At 56.3% G+C, this 19,792-nt stretch carries 16 protein-coding genes; 13 read left to right on the top strand and 3 right to left on the bottom strand.

The window, feature by feature from the left end; all coding sequences use genetic code 11:
* Nucleotides 1-52 precede the first annotated feature (52 nt).
* The 7 genes from SCARR_RS14545 to SCARR_RS14515 all read left to right on the top strand — a co-directional run bounded on the left by SCARR_RS14545 (nucleotide 53) and on the right by SCARR_RS14515 (nucleotide 6,388).
* Nucleotides 53-796, top strand: coding sequence for an endonuclease/exonuclease/phosphatase family protein (locus SCARR_RS14545; protein ID WP_136062405.1), 744 nt, complete (start codon nucleotides 53-55; stop codon nucleotides 794-796).
* Between the two features lie 79 nt (nucleotides 797-875).
* On the top strand, nucleotides 876-1,568 hold the full coding sequence (locus SCARR_RS14540) for a DUF4230 domain-containing protein (protein WP_168433322.1): 693 nt from the start codon (nucleotides 876-878) through the stop codon (nucleotides 1,566-1,568).
* Between the two features lie 115 nt (nucleotides 1,569-1,683).
* Nucleotides 1,684-2,820, top strand: coding sequence for a DEAD/DEAH box helicase (locus SCARR_RS14535; protein ID WP_136062403.1), 1,137 nt, complete (start codon nucleotides 1,684-1,686; stop codon nucleotides 2,818-2,820).
* Nucleotides 2,821-2,930: 110 nt separating this feature from the next.
* The gene (locus SCARR_RS14530; protein ID WP_136062402.1) at nucleotides 2,931-3,224 is read left to right on the top strand and encodes a type II toxin-antitoxin system HigB family toxin; all 294 of its coding nucleotides are present in this window, start codon (nucleotides 2,931-2,933) and stop codon (nucleotides 3,222-3,224) included.
* Entirely contained in the window at nucleotides 3,224-3,679 is a 456-nt protein-coding gene (locus SCARR_RS14525; RefSeq protein WP_136062401.1) for a helix-turn-helix domain-containing protein, read from the top strand. The genes SCARR_RS14530 and SCARR_RS14525 overlap by 1 nt, the downstream gene beginning before the upstream one ends.
* A gap of 104 nt (nucleotides 3,680-3,783) precedes the next feature.
* Nucleotides 3,784-5,961, top strand: coding sequence for a cyclic dehypoxanthinyl futalosine synthase (mqnC, locus tag SCARR_RS14520; RefSeq protein ID WP_136062400.1), 2,178 nt, complete (start codon nucleotides 3,784-3,786; stop codon nucleotides 5,959-5,961).
* A gap of 70 nt (nucleotides 5,962-6,031) precedes the next feature.
* Nucleotides 6,032-6,388: a DUF2237 family protein gene (locus SCARR_RS14515; protein WP_136062399.1), complete on the top strand. Its 357-nt coding sequence runs from the start codon at nucleotides 6,032-6,034 to the stop codon at nucleotides 6,386-6,388.
* Between the two features lie 67 nt (nucleotides 6,389-6,455).
* On the opposite strand, the gene SCARR_RS14510 is transcribed toward SCARR_RS14515, so the two are convergent.
* Both SCARR_RS14510 and SCARR_RS14505 read right to left on the bottom strand, forming a co-directional pair.
* Nucleotides 6,456-10,787 carry an amylo-alpha-1,6-glucosidase gene (locus SCARR_RS14510; RefSeq protein ID WP_136062398.1) on the bottom strand — a complete coding sequence of 1,444 codons (4,332 nt, stop codon included), beginning with the start codon at nucleotides 10,785-10,787 and terminating at the stop codon, nucleotides 6,456-6,458.
* 95 nt (nucleotides 10,788-10,882) lie between these two features.
* Entirely contained in the window at nucleotides 10,883-12,994 is a 2,112-nt protein-coding gene (locus SCARR_RS14505; RefSeq protein WP_136062397.1) for a tetratricopeptide repeat protein, read from the bottom strand.
* 489 nt (nucleotides 12,995-13,483) lie between these two features.
* Here SCARR_RS14505 and SCARR_RS14500 point away from each other — a divergent pair, with 489 nt between their 5' ends.
* The 6 genes from SCARR_RS14500 to SCARR_RS14475 all read left to right on the top strand — a co-directional run bounded on the left by SCARR_RS14500 (nucleotide 13,484) and on the right by SCARR_RS14475 (nucleotide 19,133).
* Nucleotides 13,484-15,298, top strand: coding sequence for an NAD(P)H-dependent oxidoreductase subunit E (locus SCARR_RS14500; RefSeq protein ID WP_136062396.1), 1,815 nt, complete (start codon nucleotides 13,484-13,486; stop codon nucleotides 15,296-15,298).
* Between the two features lie 168 nt (nucleotides 15,299-15,466).
* Nucleotides 15,467-16,174: a 2Fe-2S iron-sulfur cluster-binding protein gene (locus tag SCARR_RS14495; protein ID WP_136062395.1), complete on the top strand. Its 708-nt coding sequence runs from the start codon at nucleotides 15,467-15,469 to the stop codon at nucleotides 16,172-16,174.
* Entirely contained in the window at nucleotides 16,171-16,716 is a 546-nt protein-coding gene (locus SCARR_RS14490; RefSeq protein ID WP_136062394.1) for an NADH-quinone oxidoreductase subunit B family protein, read from the top strand. The genes SCARR_RS14495 and SCARR_RS14490 overlap by 4 nt, the downstream gene beginning before the upstream one ends.
* 48 nt (nucleotides 16,717-16,764) lie before the next feature.
* On the top strand, nucleotides 16,765-17,115 hold the full coding sequence (locus SCARR_RS14485; protein ID WP_136062393.1) for a four helix bundle protein: 351 nt from the start codon (nucleotides 16,765-16,767) through the stop codon (nucleotides 17,113-17,115).
* Between the two features lie 94 nt (nucleotides 17,116-17,209).
* Nucleotides 17,210-18,640: a Ni/Fe hydrogenase subunit alpha gene (locus SCARR_RS14480; RefSeq protein WP_136062392.1), complete on the top strand. Its 1,431-nt coding sequence runs from the start codon at nucleotides 17,210-17,212 to the stop codon at nucleotides 18,638-18,640.
* 55 nt (nucleotides 18,641-18,695) lie between these two features.
* Nucleotides 18,696-19,133, top strand: coding sequence for a hydrogenase maturation protease (locus SCARR_RS14475; RefSeq protein ID WP_168433321.1), 438 nt, complete (start codon nucleotides 18,696-18,698; stop codon nucleotides 19,131-19,133).
* Between the two features lie 168 nt (nucleotides 19,134-19,301).
* On the opposite strand, the gene SCARR_RS14470 is transcribed toward SCARR_RS14475, so the two are convergent.
* Nucleotides 19,302-19,703 (bottom strand): phnA protein, encoded by a 402-nt coding sequence (locus SCARR_RS14470; protein WP_136062390.1) that lies wholly within the window; start codon nucleotides 19,701-19,703, stop codon nucleotides 19,302-19,304.
* Nucleotides 19,704-19,792: the final 89 nt, after the last annotated feature.

Here is a 19,792-nt window from a genome sequence, read left to right as displayed (position 1 = left end):
AAGGTTGCGCCAAGTGTTGTATGGAATGCACTAAACCGGATAGATTTGAGGCATGAGATTTTTGCTGTACAACATTTGCTACGCCACCCACGGCAACCAGCGCCGGCTGCCGCTGCTGGGCATGCTCGGGCGCACGCGCGACCACTTTGAAGAAATAACCAAATTCATCCGGCCGCTCGATCCCGATGTGATCGGATTGATCGAGGTCGACAACGGCTCTTACCGCGCCCGGCAGAAAAGCCAGGTCGAAAAGATGGCCGAAGATCTGGGGCATTTTCACTGCTACTGCTCGAAATACGGCGCTGAGTCGCGTTGGCAGCGCATCCCCATCTACAACAAGCAGGGCAATGCATTTTTAGCCAAAGATGAAATCCTTGGTGAAAAGTTCCACTATTTCGAACGCGGCATGAAAAAGCTGATCATCGAGCTGGAGCTTGAAAAATTCACCATTTTCCTCGTCCACCTAGCGCTTAGTTACAAGGCCCGGCAGGAGCAGATTCTGCACCTCTACCACCTCGTCAAAAAAACCAAGCGCCCCTACATCCTCGCCGGCGACTTCAATGCCTTCATGGGCGAGGCCGAGATCCAGCTGCTGATGTCTGCGAGCGGCCTGCAGAACGCCGACACCGAAATGCAGCCTTCCTATCCCAGCCACCGTCCTAAAAAGTACCTCGACTTCATACTGCACAGTCCGGAAATCAAGGTGAACAAGTTCTGGATGCCCGATGTGCGGCTTTCCGACCATCTGCCGCTCGTGCTTGATTTCGAGGTCGAACCCGTGGACAAGCCGACTTGAACCGGCTTTCAACCTGCGGAAAATGGCCTGTACTTGTGCGGTGCCCCGCTTTAGCATTCAGGCAAATGAGGTAATTGAGATGAATGAATTTTTAATCGGCATGGTTGTGGCGTTGGTCGTGGTCGGGGGGCTTTGGTTTTGGCTTAAGCTGAAAAAGAACCGGCCGGCCAAGGAGATCCGTATTTTTTCGAGCATCGAGCGTTTGCGGGCGATCGGTCAGCTGTCGGTCTACAAGGTGCTCACCAAAGAGATCGTCACCGAAACCGACCACACCTGGGGCGAGTTCGGCAACCGCTATCTCGGCTGGGTGCTCAGCCGAAAAAAGATGGCGATGATTTTCGAGTTCGAGATCGATTTCCGTTTCAACCTGCAAAGTCCGCTTTTCGAAATCAAGGAAACGGGCGAGGCCGCCTATTCCATCACCATGCCGCCGTGCGACTACGAAGTGCACATCCGCGACATCCGCTTCTACGACGAGCAGGGCTCCAAGCTGCTGCCTTGGCTTTTGCCGGACCTGCTCAACGGGTTTATTAGCGACGGCTTCTCCGAGGACGATAAAAACAAGCTCGTCGACGCCGCCAAGGGGCACGCTGAGAAGCAGGCGCTGGAGCTGATCAACAATATCCAGTCCGAGGTGCAGAAATCGGCTAAAACCACGCTCGAATCCATCAGCCGGGCGTTTGGCGCAGAGAGCGTCGAGTTTAGCTTCTCCACCCCGACCGCCATCGAGGTCGAAGTGGCGGTATCCGAAAAACTAGCCGCCTCCGCCTAAAACACGCCGCAACCACAACCTTTTTACCACGGAGGCACTGAGACACGGAGAAACAAAGATTTCCGTGTGTCCAGCGAAGGGGGTGGTGAACGAACATGCAAAATTTGGAATCGTTATGAATTTTACAGATCTTGGAATATCGCCCGCGCTCGTCCGTGCATTGGATAAAGAGGGCATCACGACGCCGATGCCGATTCAGGCCGAAGCGCTGCCGACCTTGCTAGAAGGGAGCGATGCCTATGTTTCCGCCCAAACCGGAACCGGAAAAACGCTGGCCTACCTGCTGCCCATCTTTCAAAAGATTGATCCCGCCATCCCCAATGCCCAGGCCATTGTGCTGGCGCCGACCCACGAGTTGGCCTCGCAGATCCATCAGCAGGCGCTGCGTCTGGCGCAAAACTCCGGGATGCCGATCAAGTCGCTTTTGCTCATTGGCGGGGCGAGCACCAAGCGCCAGCTTGAAAAGCTGAAGAAAAAGCCGCCGCTGGTCATTGGCTCCTCCGGCCGCATTCTCGAACTTATTCGCTCAAAAAAACTCAAGGTACCCAAGGTGGGCACCGTCGTGATCGACGAAGCCGACCGGATGCTGTTTGGGGAGTCGGCGCAGACCGTAGATGAAATTTTGAAAACTCTGCCGCTTCGTCCGCAACTGGTTTTTGCATCAGCCACAGTGCAGCCGGAAAGTTTTGCGACTGCCGGCGAGCTTGCGCCGGAAATGAAGCACCTTGCCGCGGCGGCGAATCAGGTGAATGCGGATATCCAGCACCTCTGTTTTTACGCCGAAGAACGCAGCAAGGCCGATCTGCTGCGCAAGCTGATCCGGGCGACCGAACCCAAGCGCGCCATCGTATTCGTCCACCGCAACAAGGATGCTGAACTGGTGGCCTCCAAGATGCATCACTACGGGATTTCTGTTGCCGATATTCATGGCACGCACGGCAAGCTTGCCCGCAAGAAGGCGATGGACGACATCCGCTCCGGCAAGGTTTCCATTCTGATTGCCTCCGACGTCGCCGCCCGCGGGCTCGACATCAAAGGCGTGACGCATATCTTCAACTATGATGTTCCATCGAGCAGCAAAGATTATCTCCATCGGGTCGGCCGGTGCGGACGGGCAGGGGAACAAGGCTACGCCCTTTCGCTCATGACGGAGCAGGAAGGCCGCCTCGCCGCACGCTACGAAAAAGAGCTCGGCATCCAAATGATTGAAGCCGAAATCCACCAAGGCCAAATCTTCGCCGCCGAGGAGTAGGTTGGTGCTCCAATGCCGACTTTTTTTTGAGAAAGAATTGAATTTGTTGCTTTACAAAATTCCCAGAATGGGAATCCTTCTTTTCGTTCTAACAGACAGGACTGTCGAGCATGAGGCTATTGACGCTGGGAACCATAAAATTGTTCTGGGAGAACCACGCTGATGCCAAGTTCGTGCTGAAGGCGTGGGTCAAAACTGTTCAAAGGGCACAGTGGTGCTGCTTTGCCGACGTAAAGAAAGAATACAGCTCCGCGGATGTGCTGCCGGGCAATCGGGTCGTGTTCAATATTAAAGGTAACAAATACCGGATTGTGGTGAAGATCCACTACAACACGAAATTTATGTTCGTCCGGTTTATCGGAACGCATGCGGAGTATGACAAGATTGATGCGGAGACGATCTAATGAAAGCAAAAATCATAAAGACCGAAGAGGAATACGAAGCGATGCTGAAGCGTGTCGAGGTGTTGATGGATGCCGAGCCTGCAACGCCGGAAGAAGAGGAACTGGAACTTCTGGGGCTGCTGGTGGAATCGTACGAGAAGGAGCATTACCCGATCGGCCTGCCCACACCGATTGAAGCCATTGAGTTTGCCATGGACCAGAAAAAGCTGACGCAGGCCGACATGGTGCAGTATCTCGGCTCGCCGAGCAAAGTGTCCGAGGTGCTGAGGGGAAAGCGGGCGCTGAGCAAAACCATGATCCGCAAGCTGGTGGAAGGGCTTGGTATTTCCCCCGAAATCCTGCTGGAGGTTGAACAATATTCCAAGGTTTCTTATCTGAATCCAAAGCCTGCCCGGTTGCGTGTGGCCGAAGACGGCGCTTCGTACGGCAAAAAAACCAAGATACCCAAGCCATAAACAAAGCCGTACCCTGTCGGCGGATTCAGGTTCTGCGCTTTTGAAGTGGAAATTCAGGTAAATCTATACCAAATTAGCGCCAATTAAGCGAGAGGTCTTATTTCATGAGTGATTTTATCCAAAAACGCATATCCGATGCCGAGGCGCTGGACATGCTCCAGAACATGCCGACGGCCGAGTTGATGGCGCGAGCGGATGCGATCCGCAGGGCGCGCCACGGCAACAAAACCTACTATGTGCATAGCCACAACCTGAACCCGACCAACCTCTGCGTCGTTAAATGCAAGCTCTGCTCGTTCTGGCGCCCCGAGGGTGCGGACGATGCCTACATCACTTCGCTCGACGATGCCCGCAAAAGCCTGGAAAAGGCGCAGAACTGGAACCTGACCGATCTGCACATCGTCGGCGGCATGATTCCTGAGCTGGACATGAAGTATTACGAGGACCTGTTCTCGCTATCCCGCGAAATGCTCCCCGGCGTGCTGCTGCAGGGCATGACCGCCGTGGAAATCCACTGGATTGCCGGCAATGCAGGCATTCCGGTGCGCGAATGCCTCGAACGCCTCAAGGCTTGCGGCTTCGGCTCCATCTCCGGCGGCGGCGCGGAAATCTTCCATCCGGATATCCGCAAAAAAATCGCCACCACCAAGATTCTCGCCCAGCAGTGGCTCGATGTGCACAAGACCGCCCATGAACTGGGCATCCCAACCAATGCCACCATGTTGTTCGGGCACATAGAAAAGGACGAACACCTGATCGACCACCTTTCGCATCTGCGCCAGCAGCAGGACGAAACCGGCGGCTTCCAGGCGGTTATTCCGCTGCCGTTCCAGGCCAACGGCAAGGCGCTTGGCGTGCAATACACCCCGTCCGGCGACCGGCAGGTGCGTGTGGCCGCCATCTCGCGCATCTACTGCGACAACTTTCCGCATGTGCGAATGCTCGTCAACTATATGGACCGCAAGCTGCTCGGCGTGCTGACGCACAGCGGCGTCGACGACATCGGCGGAACCAGCCTCGACGAGCGCATCGCCAAGGCCGGCGGCGCACCGCAGAGCCAAAAGTTTTTCTCAGCCGAGGAGATGGGGGAATTCCTGATCAACCACGGCCATACGCCGGTGCTCACCAACAGTGCTTATGAACAGATCAATGGGCAGCCGGATGTGGACGCCATTCCGGCAGTCCCCGCCGTTTCCAGCCGTTGGAAAACCATTCTTGACCGGGTCGAAGCCGGCGAACGGATCAATGCTTTCGATGCCCAGATCATCTACGACGAGGCTCCGTTTCAGGAACTCGGCCGCGTGGCCGATATCTGCCGCCGTCGAGCGGTTCCCGGCGATCTGGCGACGTATGTTTTCGACAAGAACCTGAATACCACCAATGTCTGTGTGGTGGATTGCAAATTCTGCGCGTTCTATACCAAGCAAGAAAAAGACAATGCCTACGTAAAGAGCCCCGAGGAGATCGTCGAGCAGGTAAAAGCAGCGGCTGAAGAGGGAGCGACCCAGATCCTGATTCAGGGCGGGCTGCACCCGGATCTGAAACTGGACTACTACGAAAAATGCCTTTCCGGCATACGCGATAATGTGGATATCTGGATTCATTCCCTTTCGCCGACTGAAATCGAATTTGTGGCCAAGATGGAGCACATCTCGATCAAAGAGTGTTTGCAACGTCTGAAAGATGCGGGGCTGCAATCCCTTCCGGGAGGAGGAGCTGAAATTCTCAACGATGAAGTTCGTAAACGGATCAGTCCCAAAAAGACCCGCTCCAAGGCTTGGTTGCATCTGATGGAAGACGCGCATTCCATCGGCCTGAAAACAACCGCAACCATGGTGTACGGCTTCGGCGAAACCTACGAACAGCGTATCGAGCACTTTATGAAGGTTCGCGATCTGCAGGATCGCACCGGTGGATTTACCGCATTCATTCCCTGGAGTTTTTCTCCGGATATGACCGATCTCGATTGCCCGCGCCGGCAGAATGGAATCGACTATCTCCGCCTCGTTGCCATGGCGCGCATCATTCTCGACAACGTGCCGCATCTTCAGGCCGGCTGGGTGACCGAAGGCCCGGATGTATCGCAGCTGGCGCTCCAGTTTGGCGCCGACGACTATGGCGGCGTGCTGATGACGGAAGAAGTGGTGAGCGCAACCGGCGTGGATTACAAGGTGGATGAGGATCTGGTGGTTCACCTGATCCGCGAAGCCGGCTGGGTGCCCGCGCAGCGCACCACGCAGTATGATCTGATTAAGGTCCACGGCGAAGAAGTCGAAGCTTAATCGTACTACGTATTAACATGCAGGATGCGTGACGGAAAATTTATACGCAATACGCAATAGGAATTGAACCATGGCTAAGAATATTCTAGGCGGCGACTTGATCGCCTGCAGTACAGATCCAATGACCGGGTTCTTCCGCAATGGAAAATGCGATACGCGTGCCGAAGACCAAGGCATGCACACCATCTGCGTGTTGATGACGGCGGAGTTTCTGGAGTTTTCCGCTGCATGCGGGAACGACCTTTCAACCCCGAATCCGGAGTATGGTTTCCAAGGGTTGAAACCCGGCGACTATTGGTGTCTCTGCCTATCCCGTTGGATTCAGGCCCACGACGCCGGCATGGCGCCGAAGGTAAGGCTCGAAGCCACCCACGCCTCCGTTCTCGAATTCATTGAGCTGGCCCACTTGCAGGAATACGCAGTTTAGCGAATTGCCTGTTCGTGGAGGGTCGCCGTCCCCGGCGTCCGCAGACAGCGAGGACGCTGTCCCTGCTCTAGCGTTTTCCCGCATTCAGCTGCTTCACCACGCGGTAGAGCTCGGTGACGCCCCAGGCCTGTGCGCCGCAGCCGCGCTGGATGTGCGGCGTGTTGCCGTCGATCACTTCCGGACTTTGGCGCAGGCATCCGTGGTTGAGCACGTCGGAGGCGCTGCCGAGAATGGCGAGCGCGGTTTCGCGCGCGGCATCGCCATAGACCATCACCAACGCTTCCGCGTACGACGGGAAGGGCCAGGTCCAGGCCGTGCCGTTGTGGTAGGCCGGCTTGCGGCGAGAATCTTCGTCGCCGGTGTAGCGCCCCCAATAGGGGTGCACCGGGTCGTTGAGCAGATGGCCGTCGTTGTAGACCGGAGCGTGATGCTTCACCGGCCGGTCGGCTAGGCTGCGGATGGCGCCGGGAATCAGAAGCTGTTCGCAGGCTTCGATAATGTTTTTGCAGAGCTCGGGATCTTTCACCGCGCCGAGCGTGACGGCCAGCAGCTGGTTCGAGCGCAAGGCGTCGTCCACGGCCGCATCGTGCGCGCCCATGCCCGGCGCCGCGGCAAGGCAGTCGGCCAAATAGGTAAAGTCGCCGGCTTCCACGAGGAACAGTTCGGAGATCGACTGTTCAACCTGGCCGGCCAGTTCTTTCCATTTCGCGGCTTTGTCGATTTGGGCGAGCATATCGAGCGCATACTTCCACATGGCCTGGATTTCGATCGGGTAGCCTTGGCGCGGCGTGCCGGCCGGATAGTTGGTGTCCATCCAGGTGAAGTGCGACGGGCTGAAGATCAAGCCGGAGTTAGGATCGAAGGTGATGCCGTTTTCGGTGCCGTTGATCAGGCCGGTCGCCAGCGAAACAAGCACTTCTTTCACGGTGCGTCCGTCGCCGCAGTCGGCCTTGAGCAGCTTCTTGCTTTTCTGTGCCTGCATCAGTTCGTTGCAGGCAACGTAGAGCCAAAGCGGGGCGTCGGAGGTTTCGCGGTTGTTGTCGTCGTTGCCTCGGATCATGTTGGGGATGGTGCCGCCCTTTTCATACTTGGCAAACTGCAGCAAAATGTTCTGCGCCTCTTCGAGCAGCCCGCCGGCAATAATGCCGCGCAGGCAAATCAGCGTGTCGCGTCCCCAGTCGAGGAACCACGGATAGCCGGCGATCACGGTCTGGAACTCGTCGCGCTTCACGATGAATTGTTTCATCGCAATCCCCATCGCTTCCTCAATAGACAACTGAGGGGTCAGTCCTATGATTTGATGTTTTTCCGGAAAACATGATTTCATAGGACTGACCCCTATGTTGATTTCCGCCACGAGTTCGGCGGTTTCGCTGCCGCACAGGTCGATTTTGAAATAGCCGGGGCTGAAGAGGTCGGACTCGCCGTCGATGCCGCGCGCTTGGTCGACGGGGTGGCCGATCTGGTAATACCACTCCGGCTCGGCATGGAACTCGCCGCCTTCGACGGAGACGTTTAATTGGCGGTCGTGCGCCGGGGCAAACACAAATCCGCTCTCCGATGTTTGGACGGCGTGGGGCCAATGGGCTTCCGGACCGTTGCTTGCTTTGGTGACTTCGTGGTTATTGCGGTCTTCGATGTCGGGGCGCAGGATTAGTGAAACCGGCACTTGGTCGGCCAAATGTTCGGGATCGGTTCCGGCATCTTCGCGGATAAAGCTGAGCTTGACCGCATTGGTGTCGGGGTGGAGCTGCAGCGCCGCCTTGAGCGGGATCAGTTTGCCTTCGCCAACCGGCACAGCAAAATTCCAAACCACGGTGCCGTCGTCGGCGACGGTGAAGCTCTTCTGGCAGTGGAGCGAAAGCTCGTTGGAGTAGCCCCGGGCAACGACCCATGCACGGCAACGCGTGAGCATGGTGTGGCGGTCGACCGGCACTTCGGAGTCGAGGTTGGCAATCAACAGGCCGTCGTATTTGCTGCGTAGCTCGGCCCAGCCGATGCGGATCTGTGAGAGCGCGCCGTGTTTGTTGGTGCAGACGGCGTAGCGGTCGCGGTCGTAGATTTCACCGGCCTTGCAGGAGGTGATGACTTTGGCGTTCTGCTCTTCGCTAAGCTGCATGACCGGCGAGGCGGCATGCTGAATGGCATCCGGTTCAAATAGGGTGAGCTTGAGCGTCAGGGTGCGGTGTTCGTCTGGTGTTTTCAAGGGTTGGAACAGCACGAAGGTTTTGCCGTCGAGCTGGGGCATCGATTTTTCGTGCACGATGGTTTCGCCGGCTTCGTTCTTAAGCTCGGCAATGAAGCCGTGCTCGGCTTTAACGAGCAGGAAGTGGTTCGGCGGCAGCAGCACAGTGCGGCGGGTGTCGCGCGGCCATTGCCAGGTGGTGACGACCGGTGCACCGCCGGCGAGCTCTTGGCAGACGGCTTTTGGATCTCCGAGGAAGCGACCAATGAATGCGATAGAGGGGTCAGTAGAGGGGTCAGTCCTATGATTTAATGTTTTTTCCGAAAACATTAAATCATAGGACTGACCCCTAATGTGGCCGAGGTCCACTTGATCCAGTGCCTGGAAGTGGTTGTAAATGTCCATGGCCTTGGCGCGCAGGCATTGCGCCTCGCTGGCTTCCGCGCCGCGGAACGGCGTTTCCAAGGTTTGGAAAACGCGGTTCATCCATTCGGGGTCGTCGGTAAGGCAGAGCACTTCGCCGGGCTGCAGCGGATAGGAGCTGTTGCGATGGTGCACCGGGTTTCCGGAAAGAAGGTCGGTGCCGAATTTAGTAAAGTCGCCGTGCCATTCCACCATGCCCTGCACTTCGGAGTTAAGGTTGGCGAGCACCAGCAGCTTGTTCCGGCCGGAGGCGTCGGTGCGCAGGACGGCGCTCGAGTTATGGTGGCCGTTGGTGATGCTTTCCACCTTGGCGTCGGCATGGAAGCTCGGGTGAACCTCCATGATGGCGTTGATGCGGCGGATCCAATCGATCATGTTGGTTTCGGCACCCCAGTTGATGGAGTGGCTGTTGTGGACGTTGATCTGTTCTTCGGCATACCACTCGACGCCGTTGGCAAAGCCAAAGGCGCCGTTGTGCGAGGTGAGCGCGCAGAAGGCGGCGCGCAGGCGGGCGAACGAATGCGACGTGGCGGCGAGCCGTGCGTTGTCGTGCGTTTCGCAGAAATGGATCAGGTTGCCCTTGCTTTCGGAGACGCGGATGCTTTCGGGCAAGTAGCCGTCGACTTGGTCTTGGTCATAGTTCTGGAAGATTTCGGAATAGGCCCAGTTCATGCCGGAGTCGGCCAGCAGGCCTTCGGTGACGTGCTTGTAGCCGCCGAGCCCTTCGAGCATGAAAATCGTGTCGGGATATTCCATGCGCACCTTGGCAATGATGTATTGCCACGCGTCGAACGGAACCTTGTAGCCGGCATCACAGCGGAAGCCGTCGGCGCCTTTGCGGCACCAGAAGAGAAAGACATCGGCCATGTAGTGCCAGAGGCCGCGCTCGTTATAGTTGAGCTTGGAAAGATCTTCCCACAGAACGCCCCATGCGCCCGGCGACATAAACGAGCCGTCGTCGTTGTGGTGGAACCATTCGGGATGGGTGACCTGCAGGTGCGAGGCCCAGCCGGTGTGGTTGATCGGCATGTCGAGATAGAGGCGCGCGTTGCGCTTGTGCACTTCGTCGACGAGTTCCTGGAATTGGTCGAGCGGCGTGGTCTGCTTGTCGAACTCGGCGAGGGCCGGATCGACATCGAGCAGATCCATCACGGCGAAGGGGCTGCCGAAACGGCCCATGCGGGCGTAGGTGGTCGGAGTGGGGTGGATCGGCAGGAGTTGTACAATCTTGCAGCGCAGGGTGCCGACAATAAAGTCGAGCTCCTTGATCAGGTCTCGGAATTTTCCAGACTTTGGAAGCACCGCGTAGCCGGCCTCGTCGAGCTGCTGGACGGCATGCTCTTCGTGGGGCGCTACGGCGCCTCTAAACTTGGCTTCGCCAAACTGACGGACGAAGGCGGTGTACATCGTGTTGCTGGCCACGGTTTCGGCGGGCTCGACCTTCATGACCGAGTTGCCGCCCTCCGGCCAAATGATTTTATCGTTGCCGTCGGCGATAAAGTAGGCCTTGGCCTCGAAACGGCCGACGCCGAGGAGGGGCAGAGTGATGGTGAATTTATTTTGGCCTTCGGCCTGCATCGGGAAATCGTGCCAATCGCGAGAGAGGGGCGGCAGGCCCTGTTCGGCGTGGGTGATGATCTCGGTATGTCGCACATCGGCGTGGCCAATGTTTGAGCGCAGCCATGCCTGGCCTTTGGCCTTGGTATGGTTCTCAAGGGTGAACGTGACGGTGTCGCCCCGGAAGTGAATCGTGTGCTCGCCGGGTGCGGGCTGCTGCAATAATTTGCTCATTGTATAAAAGCCTTGTTTCAAAAATAGCCAATGGTGAAAAAACTTCGGTTTTTATAGGGGGAAACCTGTGCAATGTCTGGACAAAAGGTGGAAATTTATGGGGTGCCAACACTGCGGGAAGGCTGCCGCATCCACTTCTTGAGCAGGAGCTGAGGATATTCGGGGGTGTAGTTGAGGTTTTGAGCGATGCGGAAGTATAGGGTTTGTTGTTGGGGGTGCATGAACCCAAGCGCGGTGCAGAGGATGGCTTTTTCCTGAGGCATGAGGCGCAGGGCGGCGAGCTCCTGCTGTGAAGGAGAGGGCGTTGCTCCCGAAAGCATGGCGACGGCTTTTTTGCGGTCGTATGTTTTGGGACTGATCTCGCGGATGGCTTTGGCGAGTTCGATTTCGGCGATTTCCGGATGGGCGTAGCGCTGGGCGGCGCAGTACATCACGAGGTGGGCGCTGTAGTCGTGCTCTTCATTTTGGCTGAGCAGCGCATGGGCCTTTTGGATATCGCTGTTCATCAGAGGAAGTTGGAGCTTTTCGACCACGATTCCAGATTCTGTCATGGCGTCGGCATAGTCGGTTGCATTGCCGACGGCGTAGTAGCGGGCGGCGTTGAAGTAGGCGCTCAGGCTGACCTGAGCATCGGGGAAGCGGGCGGCGGTTTCGGCCGCGGCTTGATGCTCTCCGGCCAGAGTCAGGAATTTGATCAGGTCTGCAATCCTCTGGGGATTGGACGGTTCGTCGGCCAGCACTCTACGGATTTGGAAGATCAGGGGATCGTATTGCCGCAAGGCGAGATGGATCCTCATGTTCAATTCATTGAATTCCACGTTTCCGGGATCGCGGTCCAACGCCTTTTCTGAAAAGGGCAGCGCTTCTTTGAACCGGCCGGAACAAAGCAGGTTGCGGGCGATGGCTGCGTAGCCCAGACCATTGCTTCCGGGGCCTTTCTCTGATTTTATGAACAGTTTGTGTGCGCTGTCGGGGTTGTGGGCAACACGTCCGAGCAGATAATAATAGAGAGAGGTGTCGGGATGCTGTTTGCAAAGCAGAGCGTATTCCTTTTGCAGGTCGTATGCACAATCTTGCTCGGTCATGTAATCCTGATAGAACAAATGCCAGCCAAGTTTGGGGGCGGCATCTAAACGGCCCTGCTTCAAAAACGCAACGGCCGCGTCGATCGGCATGTCGTCGACCGCCCAAGACAATAGGGCATCGATCTCGGCCGGTGCGGGATCGGCCTGTAAAATACGGCGGGCATGGGTGCGGGCTTTTGTGTGCCCGAGGTATTGATCCACCGCTTTTACGGCATCGAGGTGATTTGTTGCGGGATGCAAAAACAGCCGAGACTGAGGGGATCGCTTTGCGGACGCCCAGGCGGGGAATTTGGAGAAGGGATGGTTGATGCCGGTTAGGATGTAAACGGTTTCGCCGACGTAGAAGCGGTTCGTTGTATTGTTTTTATGCATGGTTTCAGCAAGTAGCAGCGCTAGGCCGTCTGGATTTAAAACAAGCGACTCGTGCGCCAGCTTTTGCTTGACCAACGGGGTGGTGTATTCGAATAAAACCGGAGCGTTCCGCTTGGGCCCTGCGAGGCGCATCATTTCATGTTCACCTAGGCGCAGCTTGATGCGCGTTGACGCACGCGGGAGCAATCGGTGGATCTTGCCATCGATTTCAACCGAATAGGGGAATGGGGAGCCATTGACCAGCCAAGCGTTGTGATGGTGCATTGCGGATAGGCCTTGAAATACAAGAATGGTGGCCAGAGCAGCTGCGCAAGCCATCAAAAACGCATAGGGCCGAACCAGGGATTCAGACTCGACAGGAGCGTCAACTGTTGCCTTTTCACTCATCGATTGGCACAGCGCCAGCAACTCTTCAGCCTTTGGTCCCGCACCGAGTACAATGGCCTTGCGGCAATAGGTTGCCGCTTCATTAAAATGTCCGAAGCGACACAGGCCCTGGGCAATGAGAAACTGCACTTGCATGTGGTCATAGAAGCGTCGGCCGTAGGAGTGCTGCAGATCCATGAACCAGCGTTCTTCATTATACCCCATCAAGGTTTGCATGCCGTGCAGCGCGGTATCTGGATTGTCGGCATGCTTCGAAAAGCTTTCCATCATGGATGCGAGGTCGCGGGAGCGCTGCTTTCTGAATTTGCGCTCCGAGGTCGCGCCCCGGGAGCCGCATTGCAGGCATTCATCGATAATATGCACTCTGCCTAAAGGTAAAAGGGGGAATTGGCGAAAATGAAGGAAGCGCAAGGTGGAGTAGGAACTTAACACCGTCAACCTGCGGCACCCGCAGCACTTGCTGTGGCGGGATGCCGGATTCTTTTTCCCGAATAAGTCTACGCCAAAAGGGTTGGACATAATAGTTCCCTGATGGCACCGACCTCCCGAACCGATGCTCATATTTAAGCTCATAGTACTTTTTTTGGAATATTTTTCAAGGGCGCTGTGCAAAAAAGTCTAAATCGGATTGGGACAGCGTTTGTTTAATATAGCCCCCCTGTCATTTGATCAGAAGAGCGAGTCGTTAAAGATTTTGGATTTGCGCCTCTTTTTAATCGGATCTTGTCTAAAGTTGACTTCCGAGAGGCTGTTCTAAAATCATTTCTTGCCAACCGGCGGTTCAATCGATATTTTTGCATCGGTTTCCGTAGCAGTGATTATGTGTTCGGGTTGTCCGAGAGGAGAGAGTCCATGAGTGAGTTGGTTCCAACGATCAGGGAAATCTGCAAAAAGTACGGCAACGACCGCGCGCGGTTGATGGATATGGTGCGTGAGGTTCAGGAATCGATCGGCCATGTGCCTCGCGAAGCGTTTGGCCTAATTGCATCCGAGGCGAAAACCCACCGCGTCGAAGTCGAAAGCGTCGTGTCCTTCTATTCTTTCCTTTCCGACAAAAAGAAAGGCGAGGTCGTCATTCGGTTGTGCGACGACATTATCGATCGCTTCCAAGGCGCCGACGCCATTGGCGATGCTTTGATAAAGGAACTGGGCATCGGCTTCGGTGAAACCACGGCGGACGGAACAATCACGCTGGAAAAAACAGCCTGCATCGGCATGAGCGATCAAGCGCCGGCGATGATGGCCAACGACACGGTCGTAACCAATCTGGCTCCGGAGAAAATCCCCGGCCTCGTAAAGCAGCTGCGCGAAAACCCGGAGCCGCAGGCGTTGGTTACGGAGATGGGCGACGGCAACAATGCCGACCCGTTAGTGCAGTCGATGGTCTGCAACAACATTTGTGAAGCCGGACCGGTTATTCTTTCCGACTACCGCAAGGACGGCGGTCTGCGCAAGGCACTGACCCAAACACCGGAAGAGGTGATCGAAGACATCAAAACCTCGCAGCTGCGCGGGCGGGGCGGGGCGGGCTTCCTGACCGGGCTGAAGTGGGAGCTGACGCGCCAGGCGCCGGGTCCGGATAAGTTTGTGCTGTGCAATGCCGACGAAGGTGAGCCGGGCACCTTCAAGGACCGCGTGCTGCTTACCGAGCGCGTCGATCTGGTGCTGGAGGGCATGACGGTGGCCGCTTATGCCATCGGTGCGGAAACGGGGATCATCTACCTGCGCGGCGAATATTCCTATCTGCGCGCATTTCTCGAAGACAAGATGAACCAGCGACGTGTGGCCGGCCTGCTCGGCAACAATATTCTCGGCAACGAGGGATTCAATTTTGACGTCCGGATTCAGATGGGCGCCGGAGCATATGTGTGTGGCGAGGAGACGTCCTTGATCAGCTCGTGCGAAGGCACTCGCGGCGACCCAACTGACCGGACACCTTTCCCTGTGGTCAAGGGCTACATGGTTTCGCCGACAGCGGTAAACAACGTCGAAAGCTACTGCTGCGCCGCGCGCATCATGGACAAGGGGCCCGGTTGGTTTTCGTCCATCGGCACCGAACGCAGCGCCGGCACCAAATTGCTTAGCGTCTGCGGCGACTGCGCGCGTCCAGGCATCTACGAGGTGCCGTTCGGCACCAAGCTCCGCGAGGTGCTCAGGCTCGCCGGCGCGGAGGATGTGGCGTGCGTTTGCGTCGGCGGCCCGTCCGGCCAAATGGTCGGCCCCGCTCAATTTGAGCTCGGCATCAGCTATGAGGAGCTTTCGACCGGAGGCTCGGTGATGGTGTTCAGCAACCAGCGCGACATTCTCGAGGTGGCCGATGCGTTCATGGAGTTTTTTGTGGACGAAAGCTGCGGCTACTGCGTGCCGTGCCGCGTTGGAAACGTGTTGTTGAAAAACCGGCTCGAACGCGTCCGCAAGGGCGAGGGCTCGCCAGCCGATCTCGACTATCTTCAGCGCTTGGGCGAGAGCGTCAAGTTCACCAGCCGCTGCGGGTTGGGGCAGACCTCGCCCAATCCCGTTCTTTCGACGCTGAAAAACTTTAGGCCGGTCTACAACGCGCTGGTCAAAGACAACGGCCACGGGCTGAACAAGTCGTTCAACATCATGAAAGCCGTCGAAGACGCCAGCGCCATTGCCGGACGCCGTTCCGAAATTTTCCATGCATGATCCGGTTGCGCATTGCGCAACCAGGAAACTCTAAATTCGAATATCTGAATGCTGAACAAATATAAAACTGGAGTTTCGGAGGGGTTGGATTATTGGCATTTGTTGAATTGGGATTTGTTTAGGATTTAGAGCTTAGAAATTAGGATTTTTTCCGACGAAGGAGGAATGATGAGCGATGCGATAAAAATCACAATCGACGGGAAGGAAATCGAAGCGCAGCTGGGGCAGACGATCCTTGAAGCGGCGGACGAAGCTGGAATCTACATTCCGCGGCTGTGTTCGCACCCCGAGTTGAAGCCTATCGGCAGCTGCCGCGTTTGCACCGTGGTCTGCGACGGCCGCCCGCAGGCGGCGTGCGTCAAACCGGTGATGGACGGCATGGTGATTGAAAACGAAACGCCGGAGCTGCTGCAGCATCGCCGCAACATTATCGATATGATGTTTGTGGAGGGGAACCACTTCTGCATGTTCTGCGAAAAGAGCGGCAACTGCGAGCTGCAGGCGCTGGCCTACCGCTTCGGCATCACCGCGCCGCAGTATCCCTTCCAATTCCCGGAAAAAGAGGTCGATGCCTCGCATCCGGACATCCTGCTCGACCACAACCGCTGCATCATGTGCGCACGCTGCGTGCGCGCCTCGCAGGAGCTCGACGGCAAAAACGTCTTCCAGTCGATCGGCCGCGGCTTCGACCGCAAGATTGGCGTGAACGGCGAGAAGGCACTAGGCGATACGGACATGGCGGTCGCCGACCGCGCCGCGGATATTTGCCCGGTGGGATGCATCATTAAAAAGCGGGTTGGCTTCGAGGTGCCTGTCGGAGAGCGGCTCTACGACAAGGCGCCGATTGGTTCGGACATCGAGGGGGTGCGGTCATGAGCAAGCCGAGAGTTGCAACCACATCGCTGGCCGGATGCTTCGGCTGTCATATGTCGCTGCTGGACATCGACGAGCGGATTCTCCAACTGATTGAGCTGGTCGATTTCGACCGCTCGCCGATCGATGACATCAAGCACATTTCCCAGCGCTGCGCCATCGGGCTGATTGAAGGGGGGTGCTGCAACGAGGAAAACGTACATGTGCTGCACGAGTTCCGCGAAAACTGCGATGTCCTCATTTCGTTCGGCGACTGCGCCACCATGGGCGGTATTCCCGCCATGCGGAACAATATTCCGTTGGAGGAGTGCATCAATGAGGCCTACCGCGACGGCGTGACCGTCTACAACCCAAAGGGCATCGTGCCGCAAGACCCGGAAATTCCGCTGTTGCTGGACAAGGTGTATCCTGCACACGAAGTGGTCAAGATCGACTATTCCCTGCCGGGCTGCCCGCCTTCGGCCGATACGCTCTGGGCGGCGCTCACCGCGCTGCTGACCGATAAGCCGGTGGAGCTGCCATATGAATTGCTCAAGTACGATTAGGGAATAAATGACGAAATCCGAAAGACCCAGATACCCAAGGAAACTCGAATGACGAATGGCGAAAAACCATATGATCTGGAGGAACGAACGGCTCAGTTTGGTGAAGCCATTATTGCATTCGCTAAGACAATTCCCGTGAATCCAGTAACGAGGCGTTTGATCGATCAGGTGGTAGGGGCGGGAACCAGTGTGGGTGCAAACTATTGCGAGGCCGATGATGCAGTATCTAAGAAGGATTTTAGGCACAAGATATCCATTTCGAAACGCGAAGCGAGAGAAGCGAAGTTCTTTTTGCGGATGATCGCGAAAGCGGTTCCGGAGTTGAAGGAGGAAGCAAAACCATTGTGGCAGGAGGCGAAGGAGTTGCATCTGATCTTCGCCAAGATCTACAGAGGTTGATTGATCAGATTAATAGAGTTTTAGGTATTTCATTATTCGGGTTTCTTTGGGTATTTGGGTGATTCGGTATTGAGATTTGACTAAGGAGTAATCCATGACCACAAAAAAGATCACCATCGAACCCGTCACCCGAGTCGAAGGCCACGGCAAGGTGACCATCCTTCTTGATGAAGAGGGGCAGGTTAGCCAGGCGCGGCTGCATATTGTCGAGTTCCGCGGTTTCGAGCGTTTTATTCAAGGCCGCCCGTATTGGGAAATTCCGGTGCTGGTGCAGCGCCTGTGCGGCATCTGCCCAGTAAGCCACCACTTGGCGGCGGCCAAGGCGATGGACGGCATCGTGGGCGTAGACGTGCTGACGCCGACCGCCGAAAAGATGCGGCGGTTGATGCACTACGGCCAAATGTTCCAGAGCCACGCACTGCATTTCTTCCATCTCGTCTCGCCCGACCTGCTGTTCGGCTTCGATGCCGATCCGCTCGAACGCAATGTGATCGGCGTGGCGCAAAAGTTTCCCGATCTCGCCGTGCAGGGCGTGATGATGCGCAAGTATGGCCAGGAAATCATTAAGGCGACTGCAGGCAAGAAGATTCATGGCACCGGCGCTGTGCCGGGAGGTATTAACAAAAATCTTTCCATCGAAGAGCGCGACGGCTTCCTCAAAGACATCGACCAGATGATCGAATGGTGCCGCGCGTCGCTGAAAATTGCGAAGGACTATACGCTGGAGCATATCGGCGAACTGGCCGACTTTGGTTCGTTTGATTCCAACCATGTCAGTCTTGTCCGCGAAGACGGTGCGATGGATCTCTATCACGGCAACCTGCGGGCGATCACTTCAACGGGCGAGAAGATCTTTGATCAGGTCGATTACCAAGGCTATTTCAAATACATTGCCGAAGAGGTTCGGTCGTGGTCCTACATGAAGTTTCCGTTCATCTCCTCGCTGGGGCCGGAAACGGGCTGGTACCGCGTTGGCCCGCTGTCGCGCGTGAACGCCTGCGACTTTATCGACACGCCCGAAGCCGAAGCCGCGCGCAAGGATTTCCTGTCCATCACGGACGGCAAGCCCAACAATATTACGATGGCCTATCACTGGGCGCGCATGATCGAGCTGCTCCACTCGGGCGAAAAGATCCGGGAGCTGCTGAACGATCCCGATCTGCAAGGCACCGACTTGATGGCCAAGGGCGAACGGCGCGGGGAATCGGTGGGGCTGATCGAAGCGCCACGCGGCACGCTGTTCCACCACTACAAGGTCGATGAAAACGACCAGGTGACGATGGCGAACTTGATTGTCTCGACGACCAACAACAATACGCCGATGAATTTAGCGGTGGAAGGAGTGGCACGGAAATACCTCTCGGGAGCGGAGATCACCGAAGGACTGCTGAATCGGGTGGAAGTCGCGATCCGAGCCTACGACCCGTGCCTCTCCTGTGCCACCCATGCGATGGGGCAGATGCCGCTCGTCATCGAACTCGAAGACGCCGCCGGCAACACCCTCGACCGCCGTGTGCGTGGCTGAGTGGAAGCAAAATAATTTAGGGCAAAATGATTCCAGTGCGGACAATCATTTTACCATGAAAATTCTGATAATAGGCTATGGGAATCCGGGGCGGCTCGATGACGGGCTGGGGCCGGCGTTTGCCGAAAGGGCGAGGGCCTTGGAGCTTTCCGGTGTTGCGGTGGAATCCAACTATCAGCTCAATGTCGAAGACGCCGATCTAATCTCGAAATACGAGGTTGTCGTTTTTGCCGACGCTTCGGTGGATGCGGCCGAGCCGTTCGAATTTCAGCCTCTGGAAAAGAAAGCGCCGATGGTTGGCTTTTCCAGTCACAGCATTACGGCGGGTTCGTTGCTGGGGTTGGCGGAAGAGCTTTTCGGCGCAACGCCGGCGGCCTACACGATGGCCATCCGCGGCTACGACTTTAATGAGTTTGGCGAAGTGCTGTCCGAGCGCGCCTTGGCCAATCTGGATGCTGCGCTGGAGTTTTTCGCCGGATGGGTGGCGGAATGACTTATCCTGAATAGGAAGATAAAACCGCAGATTCACGCAGATATACGCAGATTGTCAGGAAGATGCAGAAATTACCGACCTCACCTGATGAGGTGGGTGTGTGTTTTTGGGTTTTTTGCAGAACTGTGTTTGCCGGTGTTCATCTGTGGTTCATCTCCGTTTCTTGGCTTATTCCGCCGCGTTGGCCCATTCCTCCACTTCGGGATCAAGGTAGGCGTTCTCAAGGAGTTCTTCTGCCCATCGTTCGTCCTTCTTGACCAGCCGGCGCAGCAGGCGGAACGACATGGCCTGTACTGCGGGCACCTCTGAATAGAGGGCGTTGTTTAGGCATCGCCAGTCGGAAGGGATCATTTTTTTGGGCTCGATAATTTGCTTGCGGCAGTCGTCGCAGATAAAGATGCATCCATCGACGAAGGGTTCTTTTTCGAGTGGGGGCAGTTCATAGACGTCGAGTTTGACGCCGTTCTTTTCGCACAGTTCACAGTGCGAACGGGAACGTCGCACAAGATCCTTCGCAAAGCGTGAAAGCATGTTTTGCCGATGAAATTTTCCCTGGAACCCCGTAGACATTCTGTATTCCTTAAGTAGATATGCATCAAAATAGGGGAATATTTTTCAATGTCTGGTAAAAACGTAACCTTTTTAAGGCATTTGAAATT

This window comes from Pontiella sulfatireligans, assembly GCF_900890705.1.
Classification (GTDB): Bacteria; Verrucomicrobiota; Kiritimatiellia; order Kiritimatiellales; family Pontiellaceae; genus Pontiella; species Pontiella sulfatireligans.
Note: the sequence above shows the minus strand (reverse complement) of the source record. Positions and strands in the feature narration are given on the sequence as shown.

What these genes read in the sequence shown, in the direction of transcription:
- SCARR_RS14500 (WP_136062396.1), top strand. Translation starts at nt 13,484, where the DNA reads ATGAGTGAGTTGGTTCCAACGATCAGGGAAATCTGCAAAAAGTACGGC.
- SCARR_RS14495 (WP_136062395.1), top strand. Translation starts at nt 15,467, where the DNA reads ATGAGCGATGCGATAAAAATCACAATCGACGGGAAGGAAATCGAAGCG.
- SCARR_RS14510 (WP_136062398.1), bottom strand. Translation starts at nt 10,787, where the DNA reads ATGAGCAAATTATTGCAGCAGCCCGCACCCGGCGAGCACACGATTCAC.
- mqnC (WP_136062400.1), top strand. Translation starts at nt 3,784, where the DNA reads ATGAGTGATTTTATCCAAAAACGCATATCCGATGCCGAGGCGCTGGAC.
- SCARR_RS14515 (WP_136062399.1), top strand. Translation starts at nt 6,032, where the DNA reads ATGGCTAAGAATATTCTAGGCGGCGACTTGATCGCCTGCAGTACAGAT.
- SCARR_RS14470 (WP_136062390.1), bottom strand. Translation starts at nt 19,703, where the DNA reads ATGTCTACGGGGTTCCAGGGAAAATTTCATCGGCAAAACATGCTTTCA.
- SCARR_RS14490 (WP_136062394.1), top strand. Translation starts at nt 16,171, where the DNA reads ATGAGCAAGCCGAGAGTTGCAACCACATCGCTGGCCGGATGCTTCGGC.
- SCARR_RS14480 (WP_136062392.1), top strand. Translation starts at nt 17,210, where the DNA reads ATGACCACAAAAAAGATCACCATCGAACCCGTCACCCGAGTCGAAGGC.
- SCARR_RS14485 (WP_136062393.1), top strand. Translation starts at nt 16,765, where the DNA reads ATGACGAATGGCGAAAAACCATATGATCTGGAGGAACGAACGGCTCAG.
- SCARR_RS14525 (WP_136062401.1), top strand. Translation starts at nt 3,224, where the DNA reads ATGAAAGCAAAAATCATAAAGACCGAAGAGGAATACGAAGCGATGCTG.
- SCARR_RS14535 (WP_136062403.1), top strand. Translation starts at nt 1,684, where the DNA reads ATGAATTTTACAGATCTTGGAATATCGCCCGCGCTCGTCCGTGCATTG.
- SCARR_RS14475 (WP_168433321.1), top strand. Translation starts at nt 18,696, where the DNA reads ATGAAAATTCTGATAATAGGCTATGGGAATCCGGGGCGGCTCGATGAC.
- SCARR_RS14530 (WP_136062402.1), top strand. Translation starts at nt 2,931, where the DNA reads ATGAGGCTATTGACGCTGGGAACCATAAAATTGTTCTGGGAGAACCAC.
- SCARR_RS14540 (WP_168433322.1), top strand. Translation starts at nt 876, where the DNA reads ATGAATGAATTTTTAATCGGCATGGTTGTGGCGTTGGTCGTGGTCGGG.
- SCARR_RS14545 (WP_136062405.1), top strand. Translation starts at nt 53, where the DNA reads ATGAGATTTTTGCTGTACAACATTTGCTACGCCACCCACGGCAACCAG.